22 protein-coding genes and 1 pseudogene are annotated in these 18,051 nt (G+C 66.8%); 4 read left to right on the forward strand and 19 right to left on the reverse strand.

Annotation, left to right across the window (positions count from 1 at the left end):
- Together ftsX and ftsE are read right to left on the reverse strand one after the other, a co-directional pair.
- Positions 1 to 921, reverse strand: a complete 921-nt coding sequence (ftsX, locus tag JOB34_RS02920; RefSeq protein WP_208051310.1) for a permease-like cell division protein FtsX — start codon at positions 919 to 921, stop codon at positions 1 to 3.
- A gap of 11 nt (positions 922 to 932) precedes the next feature.
- Positions 933 to 1,736 (reverse strand): cell division ATP-binding protein FtsE, encoded by an 804-nt coding sequence (gene ftsE, locus JOB34_RS02925; RefSeq protein ID WP_208051311.1) that lies wholly within the window; start codon positions 1,734 to 1,736, stop codon positions 933 to 935.
- A gap of 143 nt (positions 1,737 to 1,879) precedes the next feature.
- On the opposite strand from ftsE, the gene JOB34_RS02930 reads away from it, so the two are divergent.
- Both JOB34_RS02930 and JOB34_RS02935 read left to right on the forward strand, forming a co-directional pair.
- Positions 1,880 to 2,188 carry a thiamine-binding protein gene (locus JOB34_RS02930; protein ID WP_208051312.1) on the forward strand — a complete coding sequence of 103 codons (309 nt, stop codon included), beginning with the start codon at positions 1,880 to 1,882 and terminating at the stop codon, positions 2,186 to 2,188.
- Entirely contained in the window at positions 2,178 to 2,708 is a 531-nt protein-coding gene (locus JOB34_RS02935) for a GNAT family N-acetyltransferase (RefSeq protein WP_208051313.1), read from the forward strand. Before JOB34_RS02930 ends, JOB34_RS02935 begins: the two co-directional genes overlap by 11 nt.
- 3 nt (positions 2,709 to 2,711) lie before the next feature.
- Here JOB34_RS02935 and prfB read toward each other — a convergent pair whose 3' ends face one another.
- The 6 genes and pseudogenes from prfB to JOB34_RS02965 all read right to left on the reverse strand — a co-directional run.
- Complete coding sequence (prfB, locus tag JOB34_RS02940) at positions 2,712 to 3,839, reverse strand: peptide chain release factor 2 (RefSeq protein WP_208051314.1); 1,128 nt, start codon at positions 3,837 to 3,839, stop codon at positions 2,712 to 2,714.
- Positions 3,840 to 3,896: 57 nt separating this feature from the next.
- Entirely contained in the window at positions 3,897 to 4,382 is a 486-nt protein-coding gene (locus JOB34_RS02945) for a pilus assembly protein TadG-related protein (protein WP_208051315.1), read from the reverse strand.
- Positions 4,379 to 4,855, reverse strand: a complete 477-nt coding sequence (locus tag JOB34_RS02950) for a pilus assembly protein (protein ID WP_208051316.1) — start codon at positions 4,853 to 4,855, stop codon at positions 4,379 to 4,381. Before JOB34_RS02950 ends, JOB34_RS02945 begins: the two co-directional genes overlap by 4 nt.
- The gene (locus JOB34_RS02955; RefSeq protein WP_347813693.1) at positions 4,852 to 5,202 is read right to left on the reverse strand and encodes a TadE family protein; all 351 of its coding nucleotides are present in this window, start codon (positions 5,200 to 5,202) and stop codon (positions 4,852 to 4,854) included. The genes JOB34_RS02950 and JOB34_RS02955 overlap by 4 nt, the downstream gene beginning before the upstream one ends.
- A 62-nt stretch (positions 5,203 to 5,264) precedes the next feature.
- A complete protein-coding gene (locus JOB34_RS02960; protein WP_208051414.1) occupies positions 5,265 to 5,474 on the reverse strand; it encodes a hypothetical protein in 210 nt (69 codons plus the stop codon).
- A 31-nt stretch (positions 5,475 to 5,505) separates the two neighbouring features.
- Positions 5,506 to 5,697, reverse strand: a pseudogene (locus JOB34_RS02965) (pilus assembly protein TadB); the annotation flags it as partial.
- Between the two features lie 32 nt (positions 5,698 to 5,729).
- Here JOB34_RS02965 and JOB34_RS02970 point away from each other — a divergent pair.
- Positions 5,730 to 5,906 (forward strand): hypothetical protein, encoded by a 177-nt coding sequence (locus JOB34_RS02970; RefSeq protein WP_208051318.1) that lies wholly within the window; start codon positions 5,730 to 5,732, stop codon positions 5,904 to 5,906.
- A 679-nt stretch (positions 5,907 to 6,585) separates the two neighbouring features.
- The gene (locus tag JOB34_RS02975; RefSeq protein WP_208051319.1) at positions 6,586 to 7,287 is read left to right on the forward strand and encodes a hypothetical protein; all 702 of its coding nucleotides are present in this window, start codon (positions 6,586 to 6,588) and stop codon (positions 7,285 to 7,287) included.
- 231 nt (positions 7,288 to 7,518) lie between these two features.
- Here the strand turns inward: JOB34_RS02975 and JOB34_RS02980 are convergent, their stop codons facing one another.
- From JOB34_RS02980 to JOB34_RS03030, 11 genes are all read right to left on the reverse strand, one after another.
- Entirely contained in the window at positions 7,519 to 8,940 is a 1,422-nt protein-coding gene (locus JOB34_RS02980) for an AAA family ATPase (RefSeq protein WP_208051320.1), read from the reverse strand.
- Positions 8,937 to 9,362: a hypothetical protein gene (locus JOB34_RS02985; RefSeq protein WP_208051321.1), complete on the reverse strand. Its 426-nt coding sequence runs from the start codon at positions 9,360 to 9,362 to the stop codon at positions 8,937 to 8,939. The genes JOB34_RS02980 and JOB34_RS02985 overlap by 4 nt, the downstream gene beginning before the upstream one ends.
- A 178-nt stretch (positions 9,363 to 9,540) precedes the next feature.
- Positions 9,541 to 9,930, reverse strand: coding sequence for a hypothetical protein (locus JOB34_RS02990; RefSeq protein ID WP_208051322.1), 390 nt, complete (start codon positions 9,928 to 9,930; stop codon positions 9,541 to 9,543).
- A 10-nt stretch (positions 9,931 to 9,940) separates the two neighbouring features.
- Positions 9,941 to 10,171 carry a hypothetical protein gene (locus tag JOB34_RS02995; protein WP_208051323.1) on the reverse strand — a complete coding sequence of 77 codons (231 nt, stop codon included), beginning with the start codon at positions 10,169 to 10,171 and terminating at the stop codon, positions 9,941 to 9,943.
- 808 nt (positions 10,172 to 10,979) lie between these two features.
- Positions 10,980 to 11,789 carry a phage major capsid protein gene (locus JOB34_RS03000; protein WP_208051324.1) on the reverse strand — a complete coding sequence of 270 codons (810 nt, stop codon included), beginning with the start codon at positions 11,787 to 11,789 and terminating at the stop codon, positions 10,980 to 10,982.
- A 213-nt stretch (positions 11,790 to 12,002) separates the two neighbouring features.
- On the reverse strand, positions 12,003 to 12,257 hold the full coding sequence (locus tag JOB34_RS03005; protein WP_208051325.1) for a hypothetical protein: 255 nt from the start codon (positions 12,255 to 12,257) through the stop codon (positions 12,003 to 12,005).
- Positions 12,258 to 12,960: 703 nt separating this feature from the next.
- Complete coding sequence (locus tag JOB34_RS03010) at positions 12,961 to 13,641, reverse strand: hypothetical protein (RefSeq protein ID WP_208051326.1); 681 nt, start codon at positions 13,639 to 13,641, stop codon at positions 12,961 to 12,963.
- Positions 13,642 to 13,680: 39 nt separating this feature from the next.
- Positions 13,681 to 15,339, reverse strand: a complete 1,659-nt coding sequence (locus JOB34_RS03015; RefSeq protein WP_243757526.1) for a recombinase family protein — start codon at positions 15,337 to 15,339, stop codon at positions 13,681 to 13,683.
- The gene (locus tag JOB34_RS03020) at positions 15,245 to 16,057 is read right to left on the reverse strand and encodes a type II secretion system F family protein (RefSeq protein ID WP_208051328.1); all 813 of its coding nucleotides are present in this window, start codon (positions 16,055 to 16,057) and stop codon (positions 15,245 to 15,247) included. The genes JOB34_RS03015 and JOB34_RS03020 overlap by 95 nt, the downstream gene beginning before the upstream one ends.
- Positions 16,054 to 16,917, reverse strand: a complete 864-nt coding sequence (locus JOB34_RS03025) for a type II secretion system F family protein (RefSeq protein ID WP_179479386.1) — start codon at positions 16,915 to 16,917, stop codon at positions 16,054 to 16,056. The genes JOB34_RS03020 and JOB34_RS03025 overlap by 4 nt, the downstream gene beginning before the upstream one ends.
- Positions 16,914 to 17,972: an ATPase, T2SS/T4P/T4SS family gene (locus JOB34_RS03030; RefSeq protein WP_347813694.1), complete on the reverse strand. Its 1,059-nt coding sequence runs from the start codon at positions 17,970 to 17,972 to the stop codon at positions 16,914 to 16,916. The genes JOB34_RS03025 and JOB34_RS03030 overlap by 4 nt, the downstream gene beginning before the upstream one ends.
- Positions 17,973 to 18,051: the final 79 nt, after the last annotated feature.

The following is an 18,051-nucleotide window of genomic DNA, read 5'->3' on the forward strand; positions in this document are numbered from 1 at the left end:
CTACACCCGGACGTGGCGTCGGAGGGTCAACCAGGCCGTGAACAACGCAAGAATCACCGTGCCGACAAACATCCAGGGCGTGATGGCCCACAGATCGTCGGTGCCGATCAGGCTCACGAGGTCGCCGCCGCTGCCGACGTGGTTGAACAGATGGTTGATGCCGAAGTGGATCAGCGCCCACAGACCGGCGATCGCCAGCGCCGCACCGAGCAGGGTCGCCACCAGGGTCTCGATCACGAACGGCAGGTAGATCACCGCGTTCGAGGCGCCGACGACCCGCATGATGCCGACCTGGCGCCGGCGTGAGAAGGCCACCTGCCGGATCGTCGTGGTCATCAGCAGCACCGCGCACACCGCCATCAGGCCCGCCAGGATGACGGCGCCGATGCTGAGCAGGTTGAGGATCTTGAAGAAGGTGTCCAGCACCTTGCCCTGGTCGCTCACCGCCTCGACGCCGTTCGCGCCGCTCACCAGGCTCGCGACGTCGCCGTACCTCTTGGGGTCGCTGAGCTTGACCCGGAACGCGGCCGGCATCGACTGCGGGCTGATCTGCGACAGGTAGGGGCTGGCCGCGAACTGGGTCTTGAAACGGCTGTACGCCTGCGTCGAGGACTCGTAGTAGACCTGCTCCACGAGCGGCTGCTGGGCCAGCAGCTCACGCTTGATCGACGCCGTCTGCGCCGGGGACGCCGCGCCGTCGGAGCAGGAGGGCACGTCGCTGCTCTGGGAGGTGCACAGGAAGACCGAGACCTGGACCTTGTCGTACCAGTAGCCCTTGGCCAGATCGACCTCGCGCTGCGCCAGCAGACCGGTGCCGATGAAGAAGAGCGAGATCATCGAGACCAGCACCACCGACGCCATCATCGAGGCGTTGCGGCGGATCCCGCTGGCGATCTCGCCGAGCATGAACTGCAGTCGCATGTCGGCGCCGCTCAGCGTTCGGCCGGCGCATTGCCGGTGATCGTCGGGTCTTCGGCCGGCGTGCGTCCAGCACGTACGGGGCGTCCGGGGCTCCCGGCGGGGCGGGTGGGGCGCGCCGCCGTCGGCGCGAGCATCTCGGTGTACCGCCCGTTCTGCTCGTCGCGGATGATCGTGCCGCCGCGCAGCTCGATGACACGCTTGCCGAAGCGGTCGACGATGCCCTGATCATGGGTCGCGACGACCACGGTGGTGTCGGTCTTGTTGATGCGGTCGAGCACCTTGACGATGTCCTCGCTGATCTCGGGGTCGAGGTTTCCGGTCGGCTCGTCCGCCAGCAGGATCGGCGGCTTCTTGACCACGGCCCGCGCGATGGCGACCCGCTGCTGCTCGCCACCGGACAGTTCGTGCGGCATGCGACGGGCCTTGCCCTCCAGGCCGACCAGCTCCAGGGTCTCCGGCACGAGCTGCTTGATGACGTGACGCTTGGCTCCGAGCACTTTCAGGACGAACGCGACGTTCTGGTAGACGGTCTTGCCGTCCAGGAGCCGGAAATCCTGGAAGACCACGCCGATCTCGCGTCGCAGCAGGGGGACCCGCCGGTCGGGCAGGACCCGCAGATCCTTCCCGGCGACCAGGATCTTGCCGCGGGTGGCGGACAGCTCCCGGGTGGTCAGCTGGATCAGGGTCGACTTCCCGGAGCCGGACGCTCCGACCAGGAACACGAACTCCCCCCGGCCGATGTCCAGGGAGACGTCGTCGAGAGCCGGCGCGTCATTGGCGCCGTACTTCATGGTGACGTTCTCGAAGCGGATCATGCGCGGGGGTCGTGGTCCTTCGGTGCTCGGCTACGAGGGAGTGGCGCCACTCCGCGGTCGAGGTTATGCCGCCCGCCGCGCCCCGCCGAGCAGGCACGCCGAGTGCGCGCGTCGGTCGTACGCCGGCCGCCTACCGTGGGCTCATGCTCTTCGCCTTCTCCGTCGCCCCGTCCACCACCGATGACCCGGACGGCTCGGTCAGCGCCGCGGTCGCCGACGCGATCCGCGTCGTCCGCGAGTCCGGCGTCCCGCACCGCCTGGACTCCATGTTCACCACTCTCGAGGGCGACTGGGACCAGTGCATGCCGGTCATCAAGGCCGCCTGCGACGCGGTCGCCCAGCACAGTCCGCGCGTGAGCCTCGTGGTCAAGGCCGACCTGCGCCCCGGGTACGACGGTCAGCTCGACGCCAAGGTCGCCCGGATCGAGTCGCGCCTGACCGATGCCGACTGACGCCGGCGCGGCGTATGACCTGCGCCCGCCCTCCGTTGCCGACGCTGCGGAGCTGGCGCGCCTGCACGTGCGGGTGTGGCAGGAGGCGTACCGCGGTTTGCTGTCGCAGGACTACCTCGACGCGATGGACCCGGCCGGCCGCCGCGAGAAGGTCTGGCGCGCCCGGATCGATGCGTTCGCCAACGGGTCGCTCGAAGCCGGCGGCCACGCGTTGCGGATCGCCCGGCAGACCACGACGGGATCGATCGCGGGCTTCTGTCAGTCAGGCCCGGCTCGCGATGAGGACCCGCCGCAGCCGTACCAGCTCATGGCGCTGAACGTCTTGGCTGCGCATCACGGCTCGGGAGTCGCGCAGCGCCTGGTCGCCGCCACGGTCGGCGACCGACCGGCGTACCTGTGGGTGCTGACCGGCAACGAACGGGCGATCGCGTTCTATTGCAAGCTGGGATTCGAGCTGGACGGCGTCACGCTCCACGACGAGCGCCTCGACGGTGTGGAGCTGCGGATGGTGCGCGCCTGAGGGTCAGGCCTTGTCGGCGTTCTCGGCCTCGCGCTCACCGGTGCGCTTCCAGCGGATCCCGGCCTCCATGAAGCCGTCGATGTCGCCGTCGAAGACGCCCGCGGTGTTGCCGACCTCGTGGTCGGTGCGCAGGTCCTTGACCATCTGGTAGGGGTGCAGCACGTAGGAGCGCATCTGGTCACCCCAACTGGCCTTGATGTCGCCGGCCAGTTCCTTCTTCTCCGCGGCCTCCTCGGCCCGGCGCAGCACCAGCAGGCGGGACTGCATGACCCGCAGTGCGGCGGCGCGGTTCTGGATCTGCGACTTCTCGTTCTGCATGGAGACGACCGTGCCGGTCGGGATGTGGGTCATCCGGACCGCGGAGTCGGTGGTGTTGACCGACTGACCGCCGGGGCCGGAGCTGCGGAAGACGTCGACCTTGAGGTCGTTGTCGGGGATCTCGATGGCGTCGGTCTGCTCGATCAGCGGCACCACCTCGACCGCGGCGAACGAGGTCTGCCGGCGTCCCTGGTTGTCGAACGGGCTGATCCGCACCAGCCGGTGGGTGCCGGCCTCGACCGAGAGGTTGCCGTAGGCGTAGGGCTCGTTGACCTCGAAGGTCGCAGACTTCAGCCCGGCCTCCTCGGCGTACGACGTGTCCATCACCTTGGTGGAGTAGCCGTGCCGCTCGGCCCAGCGCAGGTACATGCGCAGCAGCATCTCGGCGAAGTCGGCCGCATCCACGCCGCCCGCACCGGAGCGGATGGTCACCACGGCGGCGCGCTGGTCGTATTCGCCCGACAACAGCGTCTTGACCTCGAGCTCGCTGACGGCTTTCTGCAGCGACCGCAGCTCGCGCTCGGTCTCCTGCACGGCGTCCTCGTCGCTCTCCTCCAGGGCGAGCTGCACCAGGATCTCCAGGTCGTCGATGCGCTGGTCCATGGTCTCGATGCGCTCGAGCTCGGAGTTGGCGCGTGACAGGCGCGAGGTGACGGCCTGGGCGTGCTCGGGGTCGTCCCACAGGTCGGGGGCGCCGGACTGCGCTTCCAGGTCCTTGATCTGCGCACGAAGGCTGTCGAGGTCGCTGACCTCGCGCACCGACCCCATCGTCGTACGCAGTTCCTTCAACTCAGCGGGAAAATCGACAGCCACAACAGGTCAGCCTACGTGCTGAGGTCGGCAGCCGTTTCCAGACCGATCCCGGCAGCGTCACTGATCGACGTCGGAGCGGGCCTTGGCCTGCACGGTGATCGTCACGTCAGCGCCGACGGCTTTGAGGAGGCCACCGAAGAGCGGCGGGTGCACCGTGCCGCTCACCCGGACGACCGCGGTGCGCCCGTCCGAGGTGCCCGTGCCGCCGACGACCGCCCAGCCGGCCACGTGCGCGGGCAGTTCTTGCGCAGCCAACTCGCGTCGCGCGTCCACCTGCACCGAATCACTCGACAGGGCAACGGTGCTGCCCACTCCCCCGCGATAGATCGCCCCCTTGTCTGCGGCGTTCGCCGCGTCGAGCGCCGCAGCGTCGGCGGCATCCAGCATGTGCACCCGCGCCAGTTGGATGCTCGTGACGTCGACCCCGCCCATGATCAGCAGCCCCAGAAGCGCGAAGAGCCCCGCGCACAGGATGATGATCCGCCCTCGGTCGGCGCGCTCCTCCCCCAACCGGTGGCGCAGCGCAGCACCCGGGCGTCTCACGGCGGACCGCCCTGTGCGCCGAAGCGGTCGACAGGTTCGACGTGCCGTGCGTGCAGGTGCACGGTGCTCGGCACTGCCGACCGCAGGAAGTTGGGGATGAACGGCAGATCGACCCCGAGGTCAGCGGACACTCCCACCGAAGCGCCACGGGTGAGGCAAGGCTGCGCCGAGCACTTCATCGAGACGTCCCCACGGCCGGTGAAGCCCTGATCGTCGAACGCCAACCGGGCGGCCGCGCGAGCGCGGCTCATTCCGACACCGTCCGACGACGCGGTGACGTAGGCACGGGTCGACTCTCGCGCGGCCTGCGTGACGGCGTACGCGCCCGCCTGCAGCCGCGCGAGCGCGATGACGAGGTAGAAGACCGGCATCGTGATCAGGATCCCGACCACCACGAACTCGATCACCGCACTGCCCCGATCGCCGTGACCGAGGCGCGCACGGAGGCGGACTCGCAGCCGCGCCAGCATCATTGCCGCTCCTCGTACGCGTGCGCGCTGACGTTCAGGGTCTGCGAGGGACCGAACGGGCCGACGACCGGCAGCGGCGCCTGGACCCGGACGACGATCACCGTCACCCCATCGTGTTGCTCGATCGAAGCCGTCACGTGCCGCGCGTACCGGGTCGAGACCGAGGAGCCGATCAGGTCCCGGGCGCGCTGGGCGCCCGCCTGCGGCGACTCGTCCGCGCGTGCGCCGTAGCGGGCCCCCTCGGCCGCGTCGGCGATCAAGGTATTGCGCACGAAGAGCGAGAACCCCACCTGGAAGGCGGCGAGGAAGAGCAGCACGACCAGCGATCCGACCATCGCGAACTCGGCCACCGCCGATCCCCGGGTGGTGCCCAGCGCACGAAACCGGTCGCGGAGCGCCGCGACCGGCGTCATCAGCCCTTGACGGAGTTGATGGCGTTGCCGAAGAGGGAGGTCAACTGCGGTTGCGCGAACTTCCACAGGGCCGTGACGAGCCCCGCTGTCATCAGGGTGATCAGCACCCATCCGGGGACGTCGCCGCGCTCGCGCTCGTCACGCATCCGGTACGGCGCCTCGATCAGTCGGCGGGTCAGGCGATCGGACAGCTTGGACAGTGATCTCATGGGACTTCCCTTTCATCGGTGACGTGCGGGTTCACAGATTGAGGCTGCTCAGACCGGGATAGACGGCGAAGGCCACTGTCACCGGCAGCACCAGGAAGACCACGGGGATCATCATGGTGATCTCGCGTCGCCCTCCCAGCTCGATGAGCGCCTGTTTGCTGGCATCACGGGCGTCCTGCGCCTGGGCCCGCATGACGTCGGCGAGCGGGGTTTCCCGCTCGACCGTTCGCGTTTTTTGAGCACACAGGAGTCCCGATGCCCGACGCAAGAGACCTCGCCGTCAGCACCGCAGCCGCCCAGGCACGACTAGCTGCCGACCTCATCACCGAAGTACGCGTGATGGCGGGCCTGCCTGCGGCAGCCAACGCGATGCTCGTGGAGGCCGAGACCGCAGCACTCGATGCGGAAGCCGCAGCACTCGAGATCGAGTAGACGAGCGCCACGCAGCACACGAGAGCCGCCGCACTCCTCCGGGAGGGCGGCGGCCTCGTGCTGTTTGTCAGCCGTGATCCTTAGCGTTCCCGCATGGGCGGCGGGGCGGGGCAGGCGACGATCGGGTCTGGGACTGGCGGATCTCCGCTCGGGCACGAGGAGCCGTTAAATGCGTGTTGGCCGCCGCGGCCGAGGCACGCAACGTATGCAGCCGCGCCCATAGCCGTCATCGTTCGGCTGCAATGGCCCGATGGCGAGGAGCACGTTAGAGGTCGGGCGGCGCGGTGGCAGGGACAATGCGTGTGGGTGTTGCTATGGCATGTGCGGGTGGCTCCTGTTCAGGGCGTATGGCTAGACGCGATTGACGTAACGCGACCTAAACCCCTGCCGGCGACCAGCCAAACCTGAGTTTGGATTTCGGCAAGGATCGACTTGCCTTAGCTGGGTAGCAAATTCACGCCGGGCGGAGACAGATCCGGAGTCGCACAACTATCCTGGTCCGATGCAGACGGAATCGACTGGGCAAGGCCTAACTCGCAGACCCCCGAAGCAGGTAAGGGACGCCCTGTGCAAGGAGGTTTCTTTCCAGTGCCCCATCCCAGGCTGCGGGGTTCCATACCTGACTTTTCACCACTTCGGGCCGCCGTGGCGAGTTGCACATCACCACAACCCTGCCGGGATGATCGCCCTGTGCTCTAATCATGCGGCTAAGGCCGACGGGGACTACTATGAAGCTGAGTATCTATCAGAGCTCAAACGTGCTAGCTCCTTGCAACAGAGGGAAACGTCTGGCGCGTTCGACTACATGCGGCGAGATTTGATCGTATTCATTGGCTCTCAGCTTTTTTACGATTGTGAAACTCTAGTACAGATTAACGGTGAGCGTTGCGTTTATTTCAATCGAGACGACGACGGGTATCTGCTGCTCAATTTCAAGATGCCGTCGCTCACTGGATCTCCGCGTGCGTGGCTAGAAGATAATGTCTGGACCGTCGACCCTGGCGCCAATTCCGTCGAGTGCCCTCCCCGTGGACGACACCTAAAAGTGCACTTCGCAAATGGCGATATGTTTTATATCGAGTTTCGCGACGTGAATACGGAAGACGATTTCGTCCAACTGCACCCCGACCACGCACACATCGCAAATATGTTCACTTTCCCGGCGACCATTGCCAGCCTTTACGAGCGGTCGCAAAATGGTATTATTGAATTTGGCCAAGATGAAACCAAATTCCAAACAAACAAAATTGTGGGAGGCGCGATCATAGATTGTCAAGTGGGGATCAGTCTGGGAGGTTTTCAGGGGTTTAGCTCAGACACTCTCCGGATGCTGTCCGCCGCCACCTCCGCGTTCAACGGCTCCCGCGGGCGCCGCCTCTAATACGAGATAGCGCGCTCGAGGACACAACTATCGTAACTAGGTCTGGAAATTGTCCCCGAGCACGTTCGGCGACGGTACTTCCCAGCGATGGAGCGAAAATCTGACGTTTCCCCTACCGCAAATTTGGACACACTATGACGCTCGGGGACAAGGAGTCGTGTCCCCGAGACGAAACGCAGCAACGCTCCTACCCGTGCGCTCAAAAGAGGGCCAGGGTGGCAGCGTTTTTAATCATTCGATGAGGTCCCGAGCGTGAGCGCGGGCATCGTCGGCAAGGGTAGGGTGCGCCGCGTCGTGGCGGGCGCGGGCTTCGGCTAGGGCGTCGTGTACGGCGAGGCCGAACGTGCGCCCGTCCGGGGTCAGACTGACGCTTGTTCGGCCGCGTCTGTCTCGTGAGCCGTCGCGGTTCAGTAGCGCCGACGATTCCGCTAAACCGCGCCGCTCAAGGCCGTCGAGGATGCGCCGCGCGACCTCGTTATTCAGGCTGAGCGCGGTTCGGAGATCCTTCGGGGTCATCGGGCCGTCGTGCGCCGCGAGGACGCGGCACGCTTCGGCGAGCTTGGCGGCGTCCGGGTCGGCCATGCGCTCGACCAGCTCAGGCACTACGGCGTCGGCGTGCGGGACGAGCTGCAGATCGAGGGTGTCATCGCGCTTCCCATCCTTTTGCTTCGTGCGCGTGAGGCTCAGAGTGGCCTCTCCGGTGCCTCTGGCGATGTAGACGGTGTCGACGCCAGCGGACAGCGCCGACGAGCCTCGCAGGGCACCGCGGTCGGCCTTGCTGACGTGATGCACGAGAACGACGGAGCCGCTTGGCGTGGCGCGGCGAATGTCATCGGACGCGTCGATAAGGCGGCCCATCGCATCTGCGGAGTTCTCGTCCAGGCCGACGGCCATGCGAGCGAGAGTGTCCAGGATGACCAGGTCGAAACCCTGTTCGGCGATATATGCCTTGAGGAGATCCCGGGCGGCCGCGTCGGTGAGTTGAATTGCAGTGTCGTAGACGATGAGGTCGGTCTCGCCAACAGTGACGCCGCGGGCGGCCTCCCAGGCAAGGAGCCGGTCGCCCATGCCGTGGGCGCCTTCGCCGAGGACGTAAAGCACGCGGGCGCTCTCGGCGGGGCGGCCAAGCCAGGGTGTACCGGTAGCGATTGAGGCGGCCCAATCAAGGGCGACAAAGGATTTACCTACGTTCTCCGCGCCCGCCAGAACGATGACCGACCGCCGGTTGAACGTGCCCGTGATAAACGGGTCCGGCTTCGGCAGGGACAGCAGCGCCGAACGGGTGAGCGCGTGGGATTTGAAGGTGTCGTAAGCGTCAGTCGTCATCTCCTCCGGCTGCGCATGCTCCTGGAACGACCCACGACTTCCGGCCGCGGGTCGCTCGAAGATTTCGAGTCGCCTCAGACCGTCGTCGGTGTCCGGTAGGTCGGCGAGGATCTCCGGTAGCGGCTCGATGCCGCCCACGCCGCACGCGGCGGCGTACTCGGCGCGGGTGATCTTCGGGTCCGGTAGGCCCACCGCACGACAGCGGTCGTAACGGCCGGCGTACAACTCGACGCCGAGGAGGGCGTCATTCGTCAGCCGGTCGTCAAACATGCACAGCGGCGCAAGGGGGACCGGCCGCCCTTCGCAGGTGGCGCCTGCGGTGCTCATGCCGGGGCCGTCAGGGGTTCGTCGTGGCGGGCGACGCGGTGCGCGAGGGCGGCGTCGAGTGACACGGCCACGGGTGTCGTCCAGGTGCCGTTACCGCCGGTGTGTGCCTCGGCTTGTCGTGACCAGGTGCCCGTTCCGTCGGCGCCGATCGCATAGGTAAGGCCGTGCGGAGCGAGGTGCGCTTCGAGGGCCACGGCGTCCAGGTCGCTGACCCGGTAGGGGTGCGCGGTGAGCACTAGGGCGCCGGGGGTGGCGGCTCGCCAGGTGGCGACGTGATCGAAAACGGCCGGGCGGGTGTCGCAGACACACGGGCGGCCGTTCGGGCGCTTGCAGCCCTTGCCGATCAGGGGCAGGACGCAGCCGGAAGGGTTGACGGTAGGGCGCAGGTCGAGGGCGGCGGCCCAGCGGGCGAGATAGGACATAGAGGTGCCTTTCGAGGTGATCGTGCGGACGGCCGCACACAGGTCAAGTGCGCGGGTAATGCAGGCGGTGAACGGACAAGACGCCGGAGGCGGCCCACCCGTGAAGGTGAGCCGCTCCCGGCGACGAGTGCGGGTGACTAAGCCGCGGGGTAGGTGTCCGCACACCAACTCGCCCGGCTCAGGGCCGGGAGACTTTCTGCCAGGTCAGAGGCGGGGAAACTTGAAGATCGGTCATCAAAGAGATGCGCCGACGGGGCACTTTCTGCTCAGGGAGGTAGCGGGGGCCGACGAGCGAGGGGTGCGCCAGGTAGGCATGCCGCAGCAGCTCGGCGGCGGCGCCCTCTGCCGGGCAGCGCGGGACGACGCACGGCTGGTGGCGGCGTTGGCCGACCGTTCGAGGACCTGCAGCCTTGGCGATGATGGAGTCGACCTCGCGCTTACTCGCGCGGCGTGTGTCCAGGCGCCAGCCGTGCTGCGCGTAGGTCGGTTTCGCCGCGTGTGCGGCGACGGCTGTGCCGCGGGGCGGGGCCGGTACGTGCGCGGCGGGGATGTGCTCGGGGGTGGGCATTGTGTAGCTCCTAGATGATGGCGGCGGGAGATGCGGCGTCGGCGCCGTCCTGCGCTGCCAGCTCGCGGGCGGTGGTCTGCAGAAGCGCCGCGAGGGACGCGAGATCCCGGGTGGACGTTCCGGCGTCGAGGCGACGAGCGAGAACGCAGAGAACCGCCGCGAGGGTGGCCCGATGCCCCTTCTCAACCTCGGCAGCAAAACCAGGCTCAGGGATCGGCGGGTAAATCAGCGGTCGGCCCATTTCGACTCTCTTTCGGGTGAGTTTCTCGGTACGCGAGGCGCGGTGGGGGCGGATCACCTCGCTAGGGAGTGAGCCCTTTTAGCCGCTTTCGTGGGGTTACCCCCGCCCTAGCGCTGCGTACAGCAATGAAAGGTTTCGGGAGTTATCCCGCGGCAGACGCGTCGCTTAGAGTCGCGTCTAGTGAGCGCTCACCAGCTACCTATGCGGCCGCCAGGATGCCAGACGCGGCACTTAGAGCTGCGGCAGACGCGAGCCGAGCGGCACGCAGGGCCCAGCGCTTAGGCAACGCCCGAGTCGGGATTCATGGAGAATCCGAAAGCGTCTTTGAATAGCCTTTCGGCGGCTTGTTGTCGCCTCGCGCGTTCGAGCTGCGATCCATCGTCGCCACGTTCGCGATGACACGACGCATGCACGAGCCGAATGTTTGAGCGCTCAAACTCAAGCCGCGGATTTACCGAATACCCAATCAGGTGGTCGAGCTGAGGGTGCTCAGGATGAGGCGCCTTTAGGTCGACGTCGACGCGCCCGTCGCACAGCTCGCAAAGGTCGGGCAGGTCCCCTGCTCGCACCTCGGCGAGGTAGGCAGCTCGGAATCTCTTCCACGGCGCGGCGGCAGTACGGGACACGAGGGGACTCCTTGGGGCGGGCGGGTGGGGCCGCCCGACGGGTTAGCCGGTGGCCCAGGGGTCGCTAGGGGGGTGGTTTCGAAAGTGGCGGGCGCCGCTCTACGACGGCGCCGGGCACCGCGGCAGACCCCGCCCCCTCTCGGCGAAGAGAGGGGCGGGGTCTAAGCGGGCTGAGGTGTGGCTCAGAGGGTCGATTCGACCGAGAGCAGCGCGAGGCGGGCGGGGTCGGCGATGACCCAGCCGCCGCGACAGGTTGCGCGGGTGGCGACGCCGTCGCGGTTAAAGGCGTACTCCTCGGAGAGCGCCACGGTCAGCGGCGAAATCGCCGAGTAGACGGCGTTCTTCGCGATGACGAGCACCTGCCCGGCAGGCATGGCAGGCGACTTAATCAGCGGCAGCCCGAGGAGGGTGTCGGCCGCCAGGTCCAGGGCGGGCATATTCGAGCCCGCGGCCGTCTTGAACTTGCGCAGCGCCGCGACGGCGGTCGGGTGAGCGACGACCTGCACGTTGTTGCCGTACGCGCCCTCGATCACCGCGAGCGCGTCGACCAGGGCGTCCGTGTTGTCGCCGAGCGCGGTCGGAGCGACGCCGGACAGGATGCCCTTGGGCGCCGTTCCCGCCTGTAGAAATTGCCGGTTGGCGATCGCCGCGACGGAGCGGACCTGAGCGTTACCGATCTCTCCCAGGCCGTCCGGCTGGCGCCGCTGTTCGTTCGAGATGACAAGCAGGTTTGCGAACTTGGAGGTCTGCACGACGTGCTCGGTGAAGGTGACGGCACCTTCGTCGATCGGGTCGCCTTCCTTCACGATTGCCGAAGTTGGGTCGTCGTCCACGACGCCGATACGGGCGTGGACGGCGTCGCCCTCGAGGGAGCCAACGACGGTCGTAATCTGCTGCAGTAGGAAGCCCTCAAGGTCCGTACGCGGGATTACAAAAGACTTATCGGGGGCAAATGCGGAGTTAGTGCCGGGGGTGATGATGATGTTAGCCATTATGTGGCCTTTCGGAATTGCAAGAAATGATGAAAGGCCCGCTATTTAAAAGCGCATGCGGTCGCGCGCTATCCGCGATTAAGGCTCGCGTAGCCGGTTTGGTGCACGCGGGTTAGAGAGAATCCGCGACTCGCCGCGTTTAGTGCCCGCGTAGGCATGACGAACGGCACCCGCCCGTTAGGCGAGTGCCGTTCGTGGAATAGGGGCGGGCGCTTAGGCCCAGGCGGTCAGTTCCCCGCTGTCATCGGCGGTCAGCTCGAAAGATTCCGCGGGCATCGCTCGCAGCTCGCCGTCGACCTCGAGCACGTCGCCGGGCCATTCGATCGTTACGCGGGCGCCAGGCTCGAAGGACAGGCGCTCGACCGGGGCGTCGGGGTCGCGAGGGTGAGAGCTGGGAGGCGTCTCGGAGATCAGGCGGCAGTAGGCGCGGCGGTCGTCATCGTTATGCAGCGTGCGCGTGAGGTTCACGGTTAGGCCCTTCGGTAGCTGGGAGCGGGTGAGGTGGGCCCCGCTGCGCGCTCGACCCCTGGCTATTGATCAGGAGGAGCGCAGCAGCAGGACTACCGGCACGGTCGACTCGTCACCATGGAGCCGCGGACCGGATGCCGTCCCAGCGCTTCCCAGGCGCTAGGCGGCGTCGCCGCGTAGGAGGGGCGCGGCGAGGAGATGACAGCTAGCCGCTCAGGAGCGGGAGGGTGGTTCGCCAGTGGCGGCTAGCTGTCTAGCTTTGGGAGAGGTATGCGGTGCGGTTGGCGCGCGAAACACGCTGCCTGCAGGTTTGCCCGCAGGTAAAGGCGGCCTGGCTAAGGGCCGCACCGCACGCCGGGCAGAATCGGCAGATACGTGGGTCATGGATCTGGAACATGTGGCGGGTGCCTCTCGATGTGACGGTCCCTCACTAGAGAGATGCGCCAGCGCCCGGGGGGAACCGGGCGAGGGTGTGACGGTCTCTCCTATAGAGAGGTCCGCCAGTCCGCGGGCACGTGGCCCGCGCGGTGTGACCTCCACATAAGAGATGCGCCAGCGCGTACGGCGGTACGCCCGCGGCCGGTGTGACCTCTAGGTAAGAGATGCGCCAGCATGCGGGCACACGATCCGAAATGGCGTGACCCGGACGCGAGGCGCCTAAGCGCGCGAGCGGGGCTTCGGACGCTCGTGAGGTTCATCGAGCCTATCCGGGAGAATGATCCGGCGTATCTGTCCCACCTTCGACACTCAGGCCACGCTCTTGCCTGACTGCCCACAGAAGGTCGTTAACCTTACTGAATACATCATTTGTCGACGGTGCGTCCAAAGGCTGGAACTGAGTAGCCGCGGCATACACTACGACCAATATCGACTGCGTCCCCCCGACAATTTCCAACGCTAATCTCGCGACCCTCGCGGAGCTTGATGTTTGCACCCGCAGGAGCGCCTTCCACAGCTCGCCTATTCGCCGCCTGGCTTCCTCTCGGACAAGATCCCTGCTTGGTAGGCCAGCTACCGATGACTCACTTTCCCTACGCATGGAGGCTTCAATGTCCTCGAGGCTCGACCACAGCAACGTGTCACGCACGAAAGCGACAAAATCGTCCTCAGCTTGTTCACGCGCTGAGAGTTTTTCCTCACTGCGCGCCTGGTCGCGTTTGGCTTGGTCGTCCTCTCGCTGAACATCTCTCGCAGAGGCGGCGTCGCCTATTTGTGTTTGGACCGCTAGCACCGTTGCCTTCGCCTGCTCTTTGGCAGCTTCGAGAGTCTTCTCGCCCTGGCTCCTCGCTGCCGCCGCAGCGTAATGACCGCTCAACCACGCACCCCCGAACCCGAACAGCCCGGCTAGGCCTCCCGCGGCGACCACCGCTTCTGCTGCATTCATGGTCCAAGTGTGTCACCTGCAAGGCAGAGGATGTGAGAGCTACGGGCCTTCCTCCCGGGCCGCCCAAACCAGCGCCAACCGGTCCTTTCCGCGAAACGGCGCATTCCCTCCACCATTTCGCGTCGACTTGCGCACGTCCACTGCATCCAGGAACAGCGAAAGGAACTCACGGCGCCCCTCGACAGACTGCAACGTCCAAAATCCGTCTTGCCCGAATGGTCCCTCATCGCCGAGGTTGGCGGGGTCGAGGAACGGGATATACGGCGCAGCTTGAGCGTCCGTCTTCGCTAGCTCCTCGGCGGCTAGTGCGAGTCGTGCGTTTTGCGCGTCAATCTGTCGCTTGTACCGGGCCGTTCCCAGATCGCCCTCGAAGACTCCTGCGGCGCGGTCGTCGTCCAAGCGCTCAAGCGCGCGCTGCGCGTCTGCAGCGATTCCCTGGAGCTCGGCTCGCCTGCCAGGATCGGACTCAACACTACCGGCGAAACGGTCGCTCACCTCGGCGAGTAGCTCGGCGTCGCTCAAGCGTTCGACATCCAGCCGTGCGATGCGGCTAAAGACAGCATCGGCGACATAGCGATCGGCATGCAAGATTGACACGGCCGCGCCCTTGCACTCAATCGACTTGCGGCGATGTCGAGAGCAGCGGTAGGAGCCCATGCCCTCTCCACGATGGTCGGCTGACATCGGCCCCTTACATGACGCGCAGCGCAGCAGGAATCCGCCGAAGAGAGAGGCTTGACTAGTCCTCCCGCGCGGCTTCACCCGCGCGTCTAGAACGTCCTGCAGTCGGTGAAACGTCCCCGTGTCGATCGCGCCCGCCCACGGCTGGACGTACTCGCCCGTTTGGGGGTCGCGTTGGATCTCAGCGCGACCGTTTCGGATGTGTGGCGCCTCGTCGGCAGCACGCGCTTTCGGCATGTAACCGCCAATCGACGGGGAGCGAAGGACCCGCGTAAGTGTGGACGGCCCCCATTCAGAGCCCGTTTTAGTTCGCACTTTCCGGTCGTTTAAGTCACCGCAAACCGAGCGCACCGATTCACCCTCGATCACGCGCGCAACGACCTCCCTCAAAATCAGTGCTTCGACAGGGTCCGGTTCAAGCAAGCGAGCCACGAGACGCCCGCGGACCTCGCGGCGAGAGGTCATACCGAAGATCGGACGCCCACCGGACGCCGAGCCGACAGCGCGCAACTCCGCTTTGCCTGCGCGGGTGCGACTTGAGATGTTGTAGCTCTCTTGCTTAGCCATTGCGGCGAACAAGCCAAAGATGCCTACGCCCATAGGGCTCGCGAGGTCGAAAAAGGACTCGGTCGCTGAGACCATCGCGGCGCCGTAAGACTGGATGGTTTCCACGAGGTCAACGGCCTCCCCCACGCCCTGCCGCGTGAGGCGGTCGAGGCGGTACACGACGAGCCGATCGGCCTCGCCGCGCTCCAGCGTGGCGAGAGCGGCCTCGAGCCCCGGGCGGTGGACCTTCGGGTCATAACCGGACTTGCCAACGTCCTCGAAGTCGCCGACGTGCTCCCAGCCACGAGCCGCGATCATTGCCCGGCTCGCTGTCCGCTGCGCCTCAGGGCTCGACTGACTGTCGTCCTCGCGGGCCTTAGATTGCCGCGAGTAAGTGATCGCTCGATGAGTCTCCACACCCCGGATGGTAGTGTGCGCAAACGACGCGCTCGACGGCCACCACGACCCCATCCACGAAGCGGGCCAGCCCGGGGATGCCGGTGCGGTCGGCCAGGCCCTCCAGCGCGGCGGGCAGGGAATAGCCGGAACGGGCATCTCCCAGGCACCGCGCGAGCTCGCCGGACAGCTGACCCGAGGACAGCTTCGTCACCCGCTCCAACGCCGCTGCGGCCCCCTCGCCGGCGGTGATGGCGAGTGCGAGCATCTCCGCGATCGCCGGGAACTCGGCCAGGATCTGCGCCTCGCGCCGTTCGGCGGACCGGGTCAGCATCTGATCGCGTGCGACCACTCCGGCGGCCACGCTGATCACGATGATGCCGACCGCACTCACCACCGAGGTGCCACCGCCCAGGATCTGCATGGTCACCCACAGCGTCCCGGCGAACCCGGCGGCCACTCCCCACAGCGCCTGCTGCGCCCGGAAGCCCTCGACGTCGGGCGGCAGGCCGGCGCGCTCCAACCGCCGTCGGACGGAGGTTGCGCCGCCGAGCACCCGCTCGACGACGGCGCCCAGCCGATGGAGCAGCGGAGCGAAGATCTGACCCACCTCCAGGTGCTCGTCGGAGCTGAGCAGGAGGCGGGACGGACGCGGCGTGTCGTCGACGTACGGCGCGATCCGCGCTTCCAGTCCGGGACGACGGCGAACGGGCAGCCCGAGCCACATCAGCGCCAGCCCGGCAGCGAGGACGAGCCCGACGAGCGCGCCGGCCCAGGAGGCGGAGGAGGTCATCGCATCACCCGCGCCTCGTCCGGCAGTCGGCCGATCTGCCGCATGATCCGATAGGCCACCATCGACACGGCGGCACCCACGATGAGCACGACGACGCCTGTCGGCTTCTGGTATGCCTGCAGCGACGTGCCGCGAGTCGCCAGCATCGCCAACACGATCCACGGCGCGGCCAGGGCGAGACGCGCCGCGTTCACGGTCCAGCTCTGCCGTGCCTCCAGCTCGGAACGGGTGCGTCCGTCGTCACGCAGGAACGATGACAGAGTGCGCAAGAGACGCCCGAGGTCGGTGCCGCCGACCTCCCGCGCGATGCGCAGGGACTCGATGAGCCGGTCGGCCACCGGGTCGCTGAGGCGCAGCTTGAGGGCGTCGAGTGAGCTCTGGAAGTTTCCCGTGGCGCGGTAGTCGTGTGCGAACTCCAGGAACGCGGGCCGCAGCTCCTCCGGCCCGCGCACCGACAGCTGTGAGAGCGACTCGGGAAGCGCCATGCCGGCGCGGACCGCGGACGCGATGTGGTCGACCACGTCGGGCCACAGCTCGCGCATCTGGGTACGCCGTCGCCGCGCCCGGCCCCGCACGAAGGCGATCGGCGCGTATCCGCTGATGAGGGCGAAAGCGAACGAGATCGGCACCACCGACGTGGAGGCCATCGCCAGCAGGAAGACCAGCACGCCGAGGCCGAGAGAGACCGCGAGGAGCTGGTTGGTGCTGATCGACCCCAGGCCGCTCTGCGCGATGGCGTCGGAGAGCTTGTCGCGCCAGGTGGGAGTGCTCGGCTTCACGACGCGCTCCTCGCGTGGCCAGAACGACCACCAGATGCAGAAGAGTCCGAGAGCGAGCAGGAGAGGAGGCAGGAGTGTCATGGGCGGTCGCCCAGCAGGTGGGCGACGTCGTACCCGGCACGGGCGAATCGTTCCTGATGAGGCGGGAATCCGTCACCGCGAATGAGCTCGCCGTCCCGCTGCACGAACAGCTCGGCGATCTCGATGACCTCGTTCTCGGCACGGCCCGGGACGGCCGCGATCTCACGTACGCGGCGGCTGCCGTCGCGCTCGAGCCCCAGGTGCACGACCAGGTCGATGGAGCTGGCCACGGTCGGGACCACGAAGGAGGAGCTGACATTGGGACCGGCCAGCAACGGGAGCGTGCACATCTTCACGATCGCCTCGCGCGCAGAGTTGGCGTGCAGGGTCGTCATGCCGGGCAGGCCTGAATTGAGAGCGATCAGCAGATCCAGCGACTCCTCCTGACGCACCTCGCCGACGATGATCCGCGAGGGCCGCATGCGCAGCGCCTCCTTGACGAGGCGGCGCAGCGGAATCTCCCCGGTGCCCTCCAGGCTCGGCTGACGACACTGCATGGCCGCCCAGTCGCGGATTCCCAGACGCAGCTCGAAGACCTCCTCGCACGAGACGACACGCTCGTTGCTCGGAATCGCGGCGGCCAGGCAGTTCAAGGTCGTCGTCTTGCCTGCCTGCGTGCCTCCGGCCACCAGGATGTTCAGCCCGGACACGACGGCCGCCGCAAGGAAGCGTGCGGCCTGGTGGGTCAGAGTGCCGAGGCGTACGAGATCGTCGAGTTGGTGGGCGCGAGTGACGAACTTGCGGATGTTGACGAACCAGTGGCTCCTGGTGACGTCGGGGATGGCTACGTGCAGCCGGGATCCGTCAGGTAGGGACGCGTCCACGAACGGCGAGGACAGGTCGATGCGGCGACCGGAGGGCTTGAGCATCCGCTCCACCAGATTCTTCACCTGGTCCTGGGTGAGGATCGTCGACGTCAGCTCCGCGACGCCGGACCGGGCGACGAACACCCTCGCCGGGGGAAAAATTAACAAGAGGTTTCCTACGTCACCTTCAAAGCTGGATGAGCATCTTCGCCTCGCTCCGCTCCGGTGCGCCCGCCTACGCCCAGCCACTGAAGCGTGGGGGCCAAAGGGGGCGCGGTTGAGACCCAAACTCCGCCTCCGTGGTGTCCCAGCGACCGTACGTGACCAC

This window comes from Allobranchiibius sp. GilTou38 (assembly GCF_017565325.1).
Lineage (GTDB): Bacteria > Actinomycetota > Actinomycetes > Actinomycetales > Dermatophilaceae > Allobranchiibius > Allobranchiibius huperziae.

Excerpts from the sequence above, each read along its gene's own strand:
- JOB34_RS02935 (WP_208051313.1), top strand. The coding sequence starts at position 2,178 with ATGCCGACTGACGCCGGCGCGGCGTATGACCTGCGCCCGCCCTCCGTT.
- JOB34_RS02970 (WP_208051318.1), top strand. The coding sequence starts at position 5,730 with ATGCCCGACGCAAGAGACCTCGCCGTCAGCACCGCAGCCGCCCAGGCA.
- JOB34_RS03015 (WP_243757526.1), bottom strand. The coding sequence starts at position 15,339 with ATGGGGTCGTGGTGGCCGTCGAGCGCGTCGTTTGCGCACACTACCATC.
- JOB34_RS02930 (WP_208051312.1), top strand. The coding sequence starts at position 1,880 with ATGCTCTTCGCCTTCTCCGTCGCCCCGTCCACCACCGATGACCCGGAC.
- JOB34_RS02985 (WP_208051321.1), bottom strand. The coding sequence starts at position 9,362 with ATGTCCTATCTCGCCCGCTGGGCCGCCGCCCTCGACCTGCGCCCTACC.
- ftsE (WP_208051311.1), bottom strand. The coding sequence starts at position 1,736 with ATGATCCGCTTCGAGAACGTCACCATGAAGTACGGCGCCAATGACGCG.
- JOB34_RS02975 (WP_208051319.1), top strand. The coding sequence starts at position 6,586 with ATGATCGCCCTGTGCTCTAATCATGCGGCTAAGGCCGACGGGGACTAC.
- ftsX (WP_208051310.1), bottom strand. The coding sequence starts at position 921 with ATGCGACTGCAGTTCATGCTCGGCGAGATCGCCAGCGGGATCCGCCGC.
- JOB34_RS02980 (WP_208051320.1), bottom strand. The coding sequence starts at position 8,940 with ATGAGCACCGCAGGCGCCACCTGCGAAGGGCGGCCGGTCCCCCTTGCG.
- JOB34_RS02995 (WP_208051323.1), bottom strand. The coding sequence starts at position 10,171 with ATGGGCCGACCGCTGATTTACCCGCCGATCCCTGAGCCTGGTTTTGCT.
- JOB34_RS02990 (WP_208051322.1), bottom strand. The coding sequence starts at position 9,930 with ATGCCCACCCCCGAGCACATCCCCGCCGCGCACGTACCGGCCCCGCCC.
- JOB34_RS02960 (WP_208051414.1), bottom strand. The coding sequence starts at position 5,474 with ATGAGATCACTGTCCAAGCTGTCCGATCGCCTGACCCGCCGACTGATC.
- JOB34_RS03025 (WP_179479386.1), bottom strand. The coding sequence starts at position 16,917 with ATGACACTCCTGCCTCCTCTCCTGCTCGCTCTCGGACTCTTCTGCATC.
- JOB34_RS03000 (WP_208051324.1), bottom strand. The coding sequence starts at position 11,789 with ATGGCTAACATCATCATCACCCCCGGCACTAACTCCGCATTTGCCCCC.
- JOB34_RS03010 (WP_208051326.1), bottom strand. The coding sequence starts at position 13,641 with ATGAATGCAGCAGAAGCGGTGGTCGCCGCGGGAGGCCTAGCCGGGCTG.
- JOB34_RS03020 (WP_208051328.1), bottom strand. The coding sequence starts at position 16,057 with ATGACCTCCTCCGCCTCCTGGGCCGGCGCGCTCGTCGGGCTCGTCCTC.
- JOB34_RS02950 (WP_208051316.1), bottom strand. The coding sequence starts at position 4,855 with ATGATGCTGGCGCGGCTGCGAGTCCGCCTCCGTGCGCGCCTCGGTCAC.